The following is a 14,351-nucleotide window of genomic DNA, read 5'->3' as shown; positions in this document are numbered from 1 at the left end:
TTGTTCATGCTGAAAAGATGCCTGTGGCTTAGCGCATTAATCGCTGGCTGGTTGATGATTACCGCGTGCAGTAGCGCGCACAATACAACGCCTCGCTACGTTCCTCCCGCAGAGAGAACGCCGCTGACGGCGGATCATCCGTGGCCGAAAAATAGCTTCCTGGTGCTCGGCTACCACGATGTCGAGGATGGTGCCGCCGACCAGCGCTATCTTTCTGTGCGGACCAGCGCGTTGAGCGACCAAATGGCCTGGCTGCGTGATAATGGCTATAACCCGATCAGCGTGCAGCAAATCCTGGACGCCCATGACGGTAAAATCGTGTTGCCGGAAAAAGCGGTATTACTCACCTTTGATGACGGATATAGCAGTTTTTATACCCGCGTCTGGCCGCTGCTGAAAGCCTACAACTGGCCTGCGCTCTGGGCGCCGGTGGGGAGTTGGGTTGATGCTCCCGCCAACAAAAAAGTCGATTTTGGCGGCTTAATGACGGCGCGAGATAAATTCGCCACCTGGAAAATGGTCGAAGAGATGGGTAAATCACCGTTGGTGGAAGTCGGTGCGCACACCTGGAATTCGCATTTCGGTGCACAAGCCAACCCGCAGGGAAGTAAAGAACCGGCGGTGGCGAACCGCCTGTATGATAAGCAAACCGGCACTTACGAAACGGATGAACAGTACGCGCGCCGTATAAACGCGGATATCTCTCTCATCACCAACAAGATCAAATCGGTGACCGGGAAATCACCACGCGCGTGGGTCTGGCCTTACGGTGCGGCCAATGGCACAACGTTAAACCTGGCTAAAGAGCATGGCTATAAGATGGCCTTCACGCTCAACGAAGGGTTGGCGAATGCCGCGTTTCTTGATGACATCCCGCGCGTGCTAATCTCTGATAACCCCTCTCTTAAGCGCTTTGCCAGCCAGGTCGCTCAGGTACGTGAACCGCAGACGATGCGCGTGATGCATGTCGATCTGGATTACGTGTATGACAAGGACCCTGCTCAGCAGAAGCGAAACATCGACAAACTTATCCAGCGCGTTTATGACATGCGTATTTCTCATGTCTTCCTGCAGGCCTACGCCGATCCGCAGGGTGACGGAAATATTCGCGAGCTCTATTTCCCTAACCGCTGGCTGCCGATGCGTGCCGACCTCTTTAACTATATCTCCTGGCAGTTACAAACGCGGGCAGGGGTGACGGTGTATGCCTGGATGCCGGTTCTGGCTTTCGATCTCGACGCTTCCATCCCACGCGTAACCGCCTGGGATCCGAAAACGGGACGTACAGCGATCAGCCGCGAGAACTATGTCCGTCTGTCCCCCTGGAGCAGCGAAGCGCGTCAGCGCATCACTGAAATCTATGAAGACCTGGCCAAACACGCCAGCTTCAAAGGGATTTTGTTCCATGACGATGCTTTCCTGACGGACTTTGAAGACGCGTCACCGGAGGCGTTGGCTGCCTACCGCGCCGCAGGGTTTCCCGGAAGCATTGAGCAAATCCGTAGCAATCCCCAGGCGTTCGAGTGCTGGACGCGACTGAAAAGTAAGGTGCTGATCGACTTCACCAAACAACTGACCCAGGCGGTGCGTAATATTCGCGGTCCGCAGGTGCAAACGGCGCGCAATATTTACGCGATGCCGGTACTGGAGCCGGAGAGTGAAGCCTGGTTTGCGCAGAACCTGAATGATTTCCTCAATACCTATGACTGGACGGCACCAATGGCGATGCCTTTCATGGAGCAGATCCCGGCTAATGATGCCAACGCCTGGCTCGACAGATTAGTGAATGCCGTTGCACAAACGCCCGGCGCGCTGGACAAAACCGTGTTTGAACTACAGGCACGAGACTGGCGTAAATCCGGGGACGAGGCTGAAATCAGCGGAAAACAAATAGCCGAATGGATGCGCCAGCTGAAATTAAGCGGTGCAGGTAACTACGGCTATTACCCGGATGATTTCATCAGCGACAAACCTGAGATGTCAGAGATTCGCTCGACGTTCTCCTCATACTGGTACCCGCAAAAATGACCGATCGCATAATTGCTTTCCTGATACTTTGCCTGATGTTCAGCCTGCCGTTTGGCGTGGCGGTCATCTTTACAGGTGAAGTGATGTTGAACTTCGTCTTCTTCTGGCCCTTGTTTATGTCTGCTTTGTGGATAAGCGGCGGGGTCTATTTCTGGTTCTACCGTGAGCGTCACTGGAAATGGGGAGATGACACACCGCCACCGACGCTGGAGGGGAATCCGCTGGTTTCCATTCTGATCCCCTGTTTTAACGAAGGGATCAATGCGCGCGAAACCATTGAGGCCGCGCTGGCGCAGCGATATAAAAATATTGAAGTGATTGCCATCAACGATGGTTCAACGGATGACACCCACGACGTGCTGGAACAACTGGCGGTGGAATACCCCAGTCTGCGGGTGATTCATCTGGCTGAAAACCAGGGCAAAGCGCTGGCGCTCAAGACCGGGGCAGCAGCGGCGCGCAGTGATTACCTGGTGTGTATTGATGGCGATGCGTTACTGGACCGTGATGCCGTTGCCTATATTGTGGCGCCGCTGATCCAGTTCCCGCGCGTCGGTGCGGTGACCGGGAACCCACGTATTCGAACCCGCTCCACCTTAATCGGTCGGGTGCAGGTCGGGGAGTTTTCTTCCATTATCGGCTTGATTAAGCGCACTCAGCGAGTTTATGGGCAGATCTTTACCGTTTCCGGCGTGGTTGCTGCGTTTCGTCGTCGCGCGCTGGCCGAGGTCGGTTACTGGAGCCCGGACATGATCACCGAAGACATCGATATCAGTTGGAAGCTGCAATTGCGCCACTGGTCGATATTCTTTGAACCGCGCGCACTGTGCTGGATCCTGATGCCTGAAACGTTAAGAGGGTTATGGAAACAACGACTGCGCTGGGCGCAAGGCGGTGCGGAGGTGTTTATCGTGAACATGCGCCGCCTGTGGTCATGGGAATATCGCCGTATGTGGCCGCTGTTTTTTGAGTTCTGTTTTTCTACCACCTGGGCGTTTGCCTATGCGATCAGTATCGTGCTGTTCCTGTTAGGGCTGATGATCCCGATGCCGGACTCGCTGTATGTACAACATCTGTTCCCGCCAGCCTTTACTGGGCTTATCCTCGGTGTGGTGTGCTTGCTGCAGTTTGCGGTGAGTCTGATGATTGAGCGGCGCTATGAAAAAGGCATTGGCGCGTCGTTGTTCTGGATTATCTGGTTCCCGGTGGTGTACTGGATGCTAAGCCTGTTCACCACGCTGGTCGCCTTCCCGAAAGTAATGCTCAAACGCAAACGCGGCAGGGCGCGTTGGGTGAGTCCCGATCGTGGAATTGGGAGGATCGAATCATGAGCCAGCCGCTGATCTTTACGGAGCAGCGTTTGCTGCCGCGCATCATTGACGTGCTGTTAACGCTTTTTGCCTGGGTTGGCTTTTTATATTTGATCTATAAAGGGCTGATCACCGCTCTGGCGCACTCACCTTATATAGGTGTGCGACCCTTTTTCACCACGCTGGATACGGTCACGTTTTACATCCTTGTCGCGCTGGTCAACGGACTGGTGCTGATTGGTTGGGCGAAGTACAACCAGTTTCGTTTTCGGGTGGAACGTCGCAGTCGCAGGCCCGGACTGGAAGATCATGAGCTGGCGGAAAGTTTACGTATTACCCGGGAACTGGTGACAGAGCTGAACAAAGCGCGGGTGCTGACGGTTCACCATCATGAAAGTGGTGAAATCAGTCATATCGATGTGGACAGGGATATCGCCGATAACCGTCTACCGCCGCCGACGCCTGCGATGCTGGAGTATTTGCCGCCAGAGCCGCAGCCGTTGTTGCAGAAAAGGCCTGAGTGATATTTCTACTTTCAGCTGCTTCCTTCAGCCTCGCAGAGGTCTATGATTAGACCCAGACAATAAAAAAATGCGAGGCAATGTCGTGGATAAGGAACTACTGGATGCCGGTTACCGGGCCTATACCGGCGAGAAGATTGACGTCTACTTCAATACGGCGATATGTCAACATTCGGGCAACTGCGTGCGGGGAAGCGCAGCGCTTTTTAACCTGAAACGTAAACCGTGGATCATTCCGGATGAAGTGGATGTCGCGACGGTCATTAAAGTGATTGATACCTGTCCGAGCGGTGCGCTGAAATATCGCCAGAAATGAGTGAGGGGACCATGGAAATTCTTGTAGGCCACAACAAATTTTATGTTAACGATGCCGAAGGCAATCAGGTTGCCGAGATTGTCTTCGTGCCGACGGGTGAGCATCTGAGCATCATTGAACATACCGATGTCGACCCCAGCCTGAAAGGCCAGGGGGTCGGTAAACTGCTGGTGGCGAAGGTGGTGGAGAAAATGCGCGCCGAAAACCGCAAAGTTATTCCGCTGTGCCCGTTTGCCAAACATGAGTTTGATAAAACCCGCGAGTACGACGATATTCGCGCCTGATAATCTTACGTGCGCCGGAAGGCATGACCGCCGTCCGGCGCATCACTCCCGATGCAGCAAATCCTGATAAATTCCCGTCAATACACCTTGTGGGCCAAACTCTTTTTTAATCCACTGGGTTACACGACCGGTGGCCGAATGCTGGGTCGCCAGCAGCATCCGTGAATCCTGACGCGGGTTGTGGATCTGCCGCGTGACCAGCAACGACTTTTCCATCGCCTCGCGCACCATATAGTCCGGCAGAAAACCGATGCCCTCACCCAGGATCTGGCACTGGCATTTGGTATTAAAATCAGGAACCAGAATCGACTCCTGTCCGTGTAACAGCCAGCCGACCTTCTTGTTGATGGTGTGGGCGGTGTCTTCCACCATGATGTTCGGGTACAGGCGCAGCTGGCTCTCAGAAATCGGTTCGGGCATAAAAGCCAGCGGATGATCCGGGGCAATCGCAAACGACCAACGGATCGCGCCGATCTCGGTGTAATCAATCCCCCCGCCGTCCAGTAACGTATCCGGCGCGCCGATAGCGATGTTGGCGAGGTTGTTAATGATCGAATCCCAGACGCCGTTATACACCTCGGTGGTGACGGTTATCTGGCAGGTTGGAAACTGTTTCTTGAGTACCTGCAGCAGTCGTGCCGTATGTTGAGGGGTATACAACAGTTGATTAATACAGATGCGTACTCGGGCTTCAATGCCCTGAGCAATGGTATCAATACTGCGCTTGATGGCGTGGAAATCGTTGAGCAGGTCGGTCGCCTTGCGAAACAGATAGCGTCCGGACTCGGTCAGCTCAATGCTGCGGGTACTGCGGGTAAACAGCACCACGTCGAGCCCCAGCTCCATGCGCTTAATGGTGTAACTAATTGCTGATGTGGTTAAGCCTAGTTCCTCAGCCGCCTTGCTGAAGCTGCTGTAGCGGGCTGCCATCGTAAATGCCAGCAGGTTTTCCTCGGTAAAAATTGAATTCATCTTCCTCCCCTCCGGCGACAAACGCACATCCGCGACGCGATGATTGTTGAATGTATTTGTAATCCTTATGCAGAGCAATCAGTTTTGAACAGAATTTAACACTAGTTTTACAATTGATTTGAAGGCAATCACACTTCTGTATATTAATTGCAGGCCGCTATCCGTGTAGCATCACGCCTGATTTTCCTGACAACTGATTAATGGCTAAAAGCGGCTCTGTCATAAGGAAAAGATTGCACTACAGCACGTTTTGTTCTCATTGTTAAATTTGATTCAATAATCGACACGCTTACGATGAATGAAATTTAAGCGGATATTATTCTCTGCACTCTGTTGCTATTCTCAGCTTATCGGATATTTAAAAAGTCTAAAAAACTGCAGGAGAGCGATTATGTCAGAGAAAGAACTCATTACTGAATTTCTGCTGGCGGCAGAGCAGGGTGATGCCGATGGATTAAAATCCTGCCTGGCAAAAAATGTGGATATTAATGCCACTAACCACCAGGGGCGTACTGCCATAATTATTGCCAGCCTCAATAAACATTATGACTGTGTTTCTTTATTGATTGCCGCCGGTGCCGATATTAATAAACAGGATCAAACCTGTTTTAATCCATTCCTGATTAGCTGTCTGACTAACGATTTAACGCTGCTGCGTACCGTATTACCGGCCAACCCCGACCTCAATTGCCTGAGCCGTTTTGGCGGCGTCGGTATTACGCCAGCCAGCGAAAAAGGTCATGTAGAGATCGTGCGCGAACTGCTGCTGCGTACCGATATCAATGTTAATCATACCAACTTTGTCGGCTGGACGCCGTTACTGGAAGCCATCGTGCTTAATGACGGCGGCGCGAAACAGCAGGAAATCGTCAAGCTGCTGCTCGACCATGGCGCAAACCCGCACATGACGGATAAATACGGTAAAACCCCGCTGGAGCTGGCGCGGGAGAAAGGATACCACGAAATTGCCGAGCTGCTGATTGCGGCCGGAGCCTGACAGAGGAGCGCCACTATCGCCACGCCATCACGGCGATGCGTACGGGCGCTAACCGCAGACGGCGCGTTTCTCGCTTTCCGGGGAACAGGACGGGTTGAACAGGTTTTTTCCCGCGCGGTAAACCTGTTGATACCTGAACAGCAGCGGTTGCTGACGTTACTGAGTGAAGGTTGTGATAACGCGCCTAACAGCTGTCGGCTGGCGCTGACGCATTGTGAAGAGCTGTTTCACCCCGGTGAGAGAGTCAGTTTTACCGAATCGGGGATAGCCGTTGGCAACGATAAATGGATAGAAACTTCCGGTTGTCTGCCGTGGCGCATACTACGGTGGAGGCTTGATGCAATAAGCCTTGCTGCAATCCGCTGGCTGCGCTGGGAAGAGGTTATCCGCCAACAGCTAAGAAGCGCTGACACATTATTTCTGTACCAGGGTGATAACCCGTTTTATCTGGAAATCACCCGTCAATTACTGAGTCGCCGACAAACATTACTGGCGGCGTTGCATACAGGAGAAAATATCTCTACAGCGGTCAGCCATTTAATTGGTCTGGGGATTGGTCTGACGCCCTCATCTGATGATTATTTAGTGGGCTTAAGCACTATTTTATTTATTCCGGGACATCCGCTGGGGAAATATCGTGATGAATTTTTAGCAGCCTTACAATGTGCCGGAAATAATACCACGCTACTCAGCAAAATAACGCTAGAGGAAGCCTTTCATCAACGTTATCGGGAAAGCGTCGGACGGCTGCTGAACCATATTATTACAGAGCAACAACCCGTTTCTACGCAATATATTACTGACATTAAAAATATCGGCTCAAGTTCTGGCTGCGACATGCTGTATGGCATGGCGGATGCCTGCGCCCTGAGCCACAGGTCCGGAGGGAATTATGTCGATCAGGATAGTTGTTAAAAAGAACACGTATTTTGATTCTGTCTCACTGATGTCTATCTCCACACGCGCAAATAAGCTCGATGGCGTTGAGCAGGCGTTCGTGGCTATGGCGACAGAAATGAATAAGGGCGTACTGAAGAATCTCGGTCTGCTCACGCCTGAACTTGAAGAGGCGAAAAGTGGCGACCTGATGATTGTCATTAAAGGTGCCAGCGAGGCGGCGAACGATCAGACGCTGGTGGCGATTGAAGACTTGTTTACGCATAAAGAGCAGGGGGGGCAGCATGAAGCGCGCTATGCCACGCTCGCCAGTGCGAAGAAGCATGTTCCTGACAGCAACCTGGCGGTGATCTCGGTCAATGGTCTGTTTGCCGCGCGTGAAGCGCGTCAGGCGCTGCAAAATAACCTCAACGTGATGTTGTTCTCTGACAACGTCTCTCTTGAAGACGAACTGGCGCTCAAGCAGCTGGCGCATGAAAAAGGGCTGCTGATGATGGGGCCCGATTGCGGAACCGCCATTATTAACGGCGCGGCGCTGTGTTTTGGCAATGCGGTGCGTCGCGGCAACATCGGAATTGTTGGCGCCTCCGGTACCGGTAGCCAGGAGCTGAGCGTACGCATTCACGAGTTTGGCGGCGGGATTTCCCAACTGATTGGCACCGGTGGACGCGATCTGAGCGAAAAGATTGGCGGCCTGATGATGCTTGACGCGATTGGTATGCTGGAGGCCGATCCGCAAACCGAGATCATCGCGCTTATCTCCAAACCTCCTGCGCCAACAGTGGCGCGCAAAGTGCTGGAACGTGCGCGCGCCTGCCATAAGCCCGTCGTGGTGTGTTTCCTCGGACGTGAAGCCGCGCCTGCGGATGAAAACGGTCTGCTGTTTGCACGCGGCACTAAAGAGGCGGCGCTGAAAGCGGTACTGCTGACTGGCGTGAAAAAAGAGAGTCTGGATCTGCATCCGCTCAACTGGCCGCTGATTGAAGAGGTCCGCGCCCGCCTGACCCGGCAGCAAAAGTACATTCGCGGCTTATTCTGTGGCGGCACGCTGTGCGATGAGGCGATGTTTGCTGCCATGGAAAAACATGCGGAGGTTTACAGCAACATTCATCCGGATCCGGCTTTTCGCCTGACAGATCTCAACCGCAGCGTGGGACATACCTTCCTTGATTTCGGAGATGACGATTTTACCAACGGTAAACCGCACCCGATGATCGATCCAACCAACCGCATTAGTCGTCTGTTGCAGGAAGCACGCGATCCTGAAGTCGGCGTGATCGTTATGGACTTCGTTCTTGGATATGGATCACATGAAGATCCGGTTGGCGTGATGATCGAGGCGATCGTCGAAGCCAAAGCGATCGCCGCCGCAGAGGGGCGTCCGCTTGAGATCCTCGGCTACGTGCTGGGAACCGATCTCGATACGCCGTCGCTGGAAAAACAGTGCCAGATGCTGACCGATGCAGGCGTGATCTGGGCGAGCAGTAGCACCAATACCGGATTGCTGGCGCGTGAATTTATCTGTAAAGGGGAGGAAGCCTGATGAGCCAGACACTGTTTAACCAGCCGCTGAACGTGATTAACGTCGGCATCGCGATGTTCAGCGATGACCTGAAAAAGCAGAATGTTCCCGTGACCCAGCTCGACTGGACGCCGCCGGGCCAGGGCAACATGCAGGTCGTGGCCGCACTGGACGAAATTGCCGATTCGCCGCTGGCTGACAAAATCGCTGCCGCTAACCAGCAGGCGCTGGAACGCATTATCCAGTCGCATCCGGTGCTGATTGGCTATGACCAGGCGATCAACGTCGTGCCGGGCATGACCCGCAACACCATCCTGCACGCCGGACCGCCAATCTGCTGGGAAAAAATGTGCGGCGCAATGAAGGGCGCGGTCACCGGGGCTTTGGTGTTTGAAGGGCTGGCGAAAGATCTGGATGAAGCCGCCGACCTGGCCGCCTCGGGTGAAATCATCTTCTCACCGTGCCACGAGCATGACTGTGTCGGTTCGATGGCGGGTGTAACGTCGGCGTCGATGTTTATGCACATCGTCGAGAACAAAACCTACGGCAACCGCGCATACACCAATATGAGCGAGCAGATGGCGAAGATCCTGCGCATGGGCGCGAACGATCAGAGCGTTATCGATCGCCTGAACTGGATGCGCGATGTGATGGGACCGATGCTGCGCGACGCCATGAAGCTGGCGGGCGAAATCGATCTGCGCCTGATGCTGGCGCAGGCGCTGCACATGGGCGATGAGTGTCATAACCGCAATAACGCTGGGACGGCGCTACTGATACAGGCACTGACGCCGTGGATTATTCAGACCGGCTATCCGGTTGAGCAGCAGCGTGAGGTATTCGAGTTCGTCCTCAGCAGCGATTACTTCTCCGGACCGACCTGGATGGCGATGTGTAAAGCCGCAATGGACGCCGCACACGGGATCGAATACAGCACCGTAGTCACGACGATGGCGCGTAACGGCGTTGAATTCGGTCTGCGCATCAGCGGCTTACCGGGTCAGTGGTTTACCGGTCCGGCGCAGCAGGTGATTGGCCCGATGTTTGCAGGCTATAAGCCCGAAGATTCCGGACGTGATATCGGTGATAGCGCAATTACCGAAACCTACGGCATCGGCGGTTTTGCCATGGCCACGGCACCGGCCATCGTGGCGCTGGTGGGCGGTACGGTTGAAGAAGCGGTCGATTTCTCTCGCCAGATGCGTGAAATCACTCTCGGCGAAAACCCCAACGTTACTATTCCGTTACTTGGTTTTATGGGCGTACCGACCGCTATCGACATTACGCGCGTGGGTAGCACCGGCATTCTGCCGGTGATTAACACCGCAATTGCGCACAAAGATGCGGGGATCGGCATGATCGGCGCCGGAATAGTCCATCCGCCGTTCGCCTGTTTTGAAAAGGCGATCCTCAACTGGCGCGACCGCTACTGCCAATAACAACAATCGGGGCTAACGCTGTTAGCCCCACAGTAGCGAAGCGAAAAACGTTGCTTACCTGCAGGGCTGGGCGATCCCCGGGATCGCAAACGATGCTTAACCTGTTAAGGATATTCCATGAACAGCATAAAACTAGAATGGAAACGTGGTGACTGGGCTGCTTACTTTGGGCTGATGACCAACAACCTGACTAACCTGCTGACAATGATGGGGCTGCTCATTTTTGTCGTCGGGATCCCTACCGAAATTGTCTATGGTCGCATTGCGCCTGCCTTTGGTCTGGCGGTGCTGGTGGCCAGCGTCTGCTACGCCTGGTTTGGCCTGCAGATGGCAAAGCACACCGGGCGTAAAGACGTGACGGCGCTGCCGTCCGGGCCGAGCGCACCGTCAATTTTTACCGTGACCTTCCTGGTGCTAATGCCGGTATATCAGCAAACCAAAGATGCCAACTTTGCTATCCAGATAGCCCTGGTGTGGTGCTTTGTAGAAGCGTTGATCCTGGTCGGCGGCTCCTTCCTGGGCGAGACCATCCGCAAGATGATCCCGCGTACGGTATTACTTTCTTGTCTGTCCGGTCTGGGACTGTTGCTGCTGGCGATGAACCCGATGCTGCAGGCATTTGAAGCGCCGACCGTCTCTTTCATCGTCTTGTTGTTAATCTTCATTAACTGGTTCGGTAAGAAGCCGATTTTTGCCCGCATCCCCACCGGTTTGCTGCTGCTGATTGCCGGTACAGCGTTGGCGTGGATCTCCGGTTTGCAAAGCCCGGAAGCCATAAAATCTTCTATGTCTTCCTTTGGCTTTAACCCGCCGGAGATCCATGTCGACAGCTTCCTGCAGGGTTTGCCGCACGCGCTGCCGTACCTGGCTTCTGCGGTTCCTTTGGGTCTGGCGAACTACATTTTTGACCTTGAGAATATTGAAAGTGCGCATGCGGCGGGTGATGAGTACAACACCCGTAAGGTCATGATGGCGAACGGTTTTGCCTCCATGCTCGGCTGCATGCTGGGCAACCCATTCCCGGTGACCGTATATGTTGGGCATGCGGGCTGGAAAGCGATGGGGGCCAGCATCGGTTATACCCTCGCTTCAGGCATCACCATGTTCCTGGTACCGCTGTTTGGGCTGGGGGCGTTTATGCTCGCGATTATTCCGATGACTGCGATAGTGCCGATTCTGGTGTTTATCGGCGTGGTGACCGCCAACCAGGTGGTGCGAGAGACGCCCAAAGTCGAGGTTCCCGTTATCTTTATCTGCTTGTTCCCGTGGATCGCTAACTGGGCGTTGACCATCGTCAACAGCGTGATGGGCGCCGCCGGAACATCCGCGGGGAAACTGGGCAGCGACCTGCTGCACAGCAAAGGTGTCTATTACGATGGGCTGGTGCATCTGGGAAGCGGTGCGCCGCTGGCCAGTATGCTGTGGGGCTGCGTCGCTATCTTCGCCATTATGAATAAGCCGCTGCGTGGGGCGATTGCCGCAGCTTTTGGCGCGCTGTTATCGCTGTTTGGTGTGATCCACTCTCCGGCGGTTGGCTTTGCAGAAGGCAGTTCGATGATGTTTGTTGTGGCCTACCTGATGATGAGCGGCATGTTTGTCCTCAAGCATGTTCTTGATAGCCGTGAAGCGGTGACTGCGCCTGAGCAGGAACCGACGAAAACGACCTGAATCGCCTGTAAGCGGAAGATAACACTATGAAAGAACTTGTGGTCGTTGCCATTGGCGGCAACAGCATTATCAAAGATAACGCCAGCCAGTCGATTGAGCACCAGGCTGAAGCGGTGAAAGCGGTGGCGGATACGGTGCTGGAGATGTTGGCATCGGACTACAACATTGTGCTGACGCACGGAAACGGGCCGCAGGTGGGGCTGGATCTACGGCGTGCGGAAATCGCGCATGAGCGTGAAGGGTTGCCGCTCACCCCGCTGGCAAACTGCGTCGCCGATACGCAGGGCGGGATCGGCTATCTGATCCAACAGGCGCTGAACAACCGCCTGGCGCGGCGCGGTGAGCAGAAGGCGGTTACGGTGGTCACGCAGGTGGAGGTCGACAAAAACGATCCGGGCTTCGCTAACCCGACCAAGCCTATCGGCGCGTTCTTTAGCGAAGCGCAGCGCGATGAACTGCAGCGGGTCAATCCGGGCTGGCGCTTTGTTGAAGATTCGGGGCGCGGCTACCGCCGGGTCGTCGCCTCTCCGGAACCGAAGCGTATTGTCGAGGCGGAGGCGATCAAAACGCTGACCCAGCAAGGCTTTGTGGTGATTGGCGCGGGTGGCGGCGGGATCCCGGTGGTGCGTAGCGATCAGGGGGATTATCAGAGCGTGGATGCGGTGATTGATAAAGATCTCTCCACGGCTCTGCTGGCGCAGGAGATCCGCGCTGACATTCTGGTGATCACCACCGGCGTCGAGCAGGTCTGTATTCATTTTGGCAAACCCAACCAGCAGGCGCTGGATAAGGTGGATGTCGCAACGATGACCCGTTACATGCAGGAGGGACATTTCCCGCCGGGGAGCATGTTACCCAAAATCGTTGCCAGTCTGGCGTTCCTGGCGCGTGGCGGTAAGCGAGTGATCATCACCACGCCGGAATGCCTGCCGGCCGCACTGCGCGGCGAAACGGGCACCCATATTGTCCATTCCTGAGAGGAAATGTGAATGAAGGAAAATAACAGCCGCCGTGACTTTTTAAGTCAGAGCGGAAAAATGGTGACCGCTGCCGCGCTGTTTGGCGCAGTGGCTCCGGTCGCGTATGCTGCTAATCCTGTCGGGAACACCTGCGGGGCGAAGAGCACAATGACGATTAACGATAAGCACTATTACCTGGATAACGTCCTGCTGGAAGCGGGTTTTAATTACGAAAACTCGGTGGTGGTGCATACCCGTACCGCGCTGCAAACCGTTGAAATTCAGGACGGGAAAATTGTTGCCCTGCGTGAGAATAAGCAGCATCCGGATGCGACGCTGCCGCACTACGATGCGGGTGGAAAGCTGATGCTGCCCGCCATGCGCGACATGCACATCCATCTGGATAAAACCTTTTACGGCGGTCCATGGCGTTCGCTGAATCGCCCGGCTGGCACCACCATTCAGGATATGATCCGCCTTGAGCAAAAGCTGCTGCCTGAACTCCAGCCTTACACGCAGGAGCGCGCGGAAAAGCTCATCGATCTGCTGCAATCAAAAGGCACCTCGATCGCCCGCAGCCATTGCAATATAGAACCGGTTTCCGGGCTGAAAAACCTGGAAAATCTGCAGGCGGTACTGGCGCGTCGCCAGCCGGGTTTTGCCTGTGAAATCGTGGCGTTTCCGCAGCATGGCCTGCTGTTATCGAAGTCTGAACCGTTGATGCGTGAAGCAATGCAGGCGGGGGCGCATTACGTCGGCGGTCTGGACCCAACCAGCGTGGACGGGGCGATGGAAAAATCCCTCGACACCATGTTCCAGATTGCGCTGGATTACGATAAAGGCGTGGATATCCATCTGCATGAAACCAGCCCGGCGGGCGTTGCGGCGGTGAATTACATGGTGGAAACGGTGGAGAAAACGCCGCAGTTGAAGGGCAAACTGACCATCAGCCACGCATTTGCGCTGGCAACCCTGAACGAACAACAGGTGGATGCGCTGGCGAGCCGCATGGCGGCGCAGCAGATTACCATTGCCTCGACGGTGCCGATCGGTACCTTGCATATGCCGCTCAAGCAGTTGCGTGACAAAGGTGTGGAAGTGATTACCGGGACCGACAGTGTGATTGACCATTGGTCGCCGTACGGGCTTGGAGACATGCTGGAGAAGGCGAATCTGTACGCGCAGCTCTATATTCGTCCCAATGAACTCAACCTGTCGCGGGCGCTGTTCCTCGCCACCGGCGATGTGCTGCCGCTTAACGATAAAGGTGAGCGCGTCTGGCCGAAAGCGCAGGATGAAGCCAGCTTTGTACTGGTGGATGCCTCCTGCTCAGCGGAAGCGGTCGCGCGAATCTCCCCACGCACCGCGACCTTCCATAAAGGCCAACTGGTGTGGGGGAACGTCGCAAGCTAGCCTGGTTTGATGCGCAGCGGCAATC

Annotated in this window: 13 protein-coding genes; 12 read left to right on the top strand and 1 reads right to left on the bottom strand. The window is 54.8% G+C overall.

The features are described from left to right. The first annotated feature begins 6 nt into the window (after window positions 1–6). The 5 genes from pgaB (at window position 7) to WC7_RS07110 (ending at window position 4,459) form a co-directional block, all read left to right on the top strand. The gene (gene pgaB, locus WC7_RS07090) at window positions 7–2,028 is read left to right on the top strand and encodes a poly-beta-1,6-N-acetyl-D-glucosamine N-deacetylase PgaB (RefSeq protein WP_016154306.1); all 2,022 of its coding nucleotides are present in this window, start codon (window positions 7–9) and stop codon (window positions 2,026–2,028) included. Next, the gene (gene pgaC / locus WC7_RS07095) at window positions 2,025–3,359 is read left to right on the top strand and encodes a poly-beta-1,6-N-acetyl-D-glucosamine synthase (protein ID WP_016154305.1); all 1,335 of its coding nucleotides are present in this window, start codon (window positions 2,025–2,027) and stop codon (window positions 3,357–3,359) included. The genes pgaB and pgaC overlap by 4 nt, the downstream gene beginning before the upstream one ends. Next, a complete protein-coding gene (gene pgaD / locus WC7_RS07100) occupies window positions 3,356–3,862 on the top strand; it encodes a poly-beta-1,6-N-acetyl-D-glucosamine biosynthesis protein PgaD (RefSeq protein ID WP_016154304.1) in 507 nt (168 codons plus the stop codon). Before pgaC ends, pgaD begins: the two co-directional genes overlap by 4 nt. 82 nt (window positions 3,863–3,944) lie before the next feature. Then, the gene (gene yjdI, locus WC7_RS07105) at window positions 3,945–4,175 is read left to right on the top strand and encodes a 4Fe-4S mono-cluster protein YjdI (RefSeq protein ID WP_016154303.1); all 231 of its coding nucleotides are present in this window, start codon (window positions 3,945–3,947) and stop codon (window positions 4,173–4,175) included. 11 nt (window positions 4,176–4,186) lie between these two features. Continuing rightward, window positions 4,187–4,459: a GNAT family N-acetyltransferase gene (locus tag WC7_RS07110; protein WP_016154302.1), complete on the top strand. Its 273-nt coding sequence runs from the start codon at window positions 4,187–4,189 to the stop codon at window positions 4,457–4,459. A gap of 42 nt (window positions 4,460–4,501) precedes the next feature. Here WC7_RS07110 and WC7_RS07115 read toward each other — a convergent pair whose 3' ends face one another. Further along, the gene (locus WC7_RS07115) at window positions 4,502–5,431 is read right to left on the bottom strand and encodes a LysR substrate-binding domain-containing protein (RefSeq protein WP_016154301.1); all 930 of its coding nucleotides are present in this window, start codon (window positions 5,429–5,431) and stop codon (window positions 4,502–4,504) included. Window positions 5,432–5,822: 391 nt separating this feature from the next. Here WC7_RS07115 and WC7_RS07120 point away from each other — a divergent pair, with 391 nt between their 5' ends. From WC7_RS07120 to WC7_RS07150, 7 genes are all read left to right on the top strand, one after another. Beyond that, complete coding sequence (locus tag WC7_RS07120; protein WP_016154300.1) at window positions 5,823–6,428, top strand: ankyrin repeat domain-containing protein; 606 nt, start codon at window positions 5,823–5,825, stop codon at window positions 6,426–6,428. Between the two features lie 126 nt (window positions 6,429–6,554). Then, complete coding sequence (locus WC7_RS07125) at window positions 6,555–7,343, top strand: oxamate carbamoyltransferase subunit AllH family protein (RefSeq protein WP_016154299.1); 789 nt, start codon at window positions 6,555–6,557, stop codon at window positions 7,341–7,343. After that, window positions 7,321–8,868: an acyl-CoA synthetase FdrA gene (gene fdrA, locus WC7_RS07130; RefSeq protein WP_016154298.1), complete on the top strand. Its 1,548-nt coding sequence runs from the start codon at window positions 7,321–7,323 to the stop codon at window positions 8,866–8,868. Before WC7_RS07125 ends, fdrA begins: the two co-directional genes overlap by 23 nt. Beyond that, entirely contained in the window at window positions 8,868–10,286 is a 1,419-nt protein-coding gene (locus WC7_RS07135; RefSeq protein ID WP_016154297.1) for a YlbE family protein, read from the top strand. Before fdrA ends, WC7_RS07135 begins: the two co-directional genes overlap by 1 nt. Before the next feature lie 117 nt (window positions 10,287–10,403). Then, window positions 10,404–11,954 carry a permease family protein gene (locus tag WC7_RS07140; protein ID WP_016154296.1) on the top strand — a complete coding sequence of 517 codons (1,551 nt, stop codon included), beginning with the start codon at window positions 10,404–10,406 and terminating at the stop codon, window positions 11,952–11,954. Between the two features lie 26 nt (window positions 11,955–11,980). After that, window positions 11,981–12,931, top strand: a complete 951-nt coding sequence (locus WC7_RS07145) for a carbamate kinase family protein (protein ID WP_016154295.1) — start codon at window positions 11,981–11,983, stop codon at window positions 12,929–12,931. A 12-nt stretch (window positions 12,932–12,943) separates the two neighbouring features. Continuing rightward, complete coding sequence (locus WC7_RS07150; RefSeq protein WP_016154294.1) at window positions 12,944–14,326, top strand: amidohydrolase family protein; 1,383 nt, start codon at window positions 12,944–12,946, stop codon at window positions 14,324–14,326. Window positions 14,327–14,351: the final 25 nt, after the last annotated feature.

The organism is Citrobacter sp. KTE151, from assembly GCF_000398845.1.
Classification (GTDB): domain Bacteria; phylum Pseudomonadota; class Gammaproteobacteria; order Enterobacterales; family Enterobacteriaceae; genus Citrobacter; species Citrobacter braakii.
Note: the sequence above shows the minus strand (reverse complement) of the source record. Positions and strands in the feature narration are given on the sequence as shown.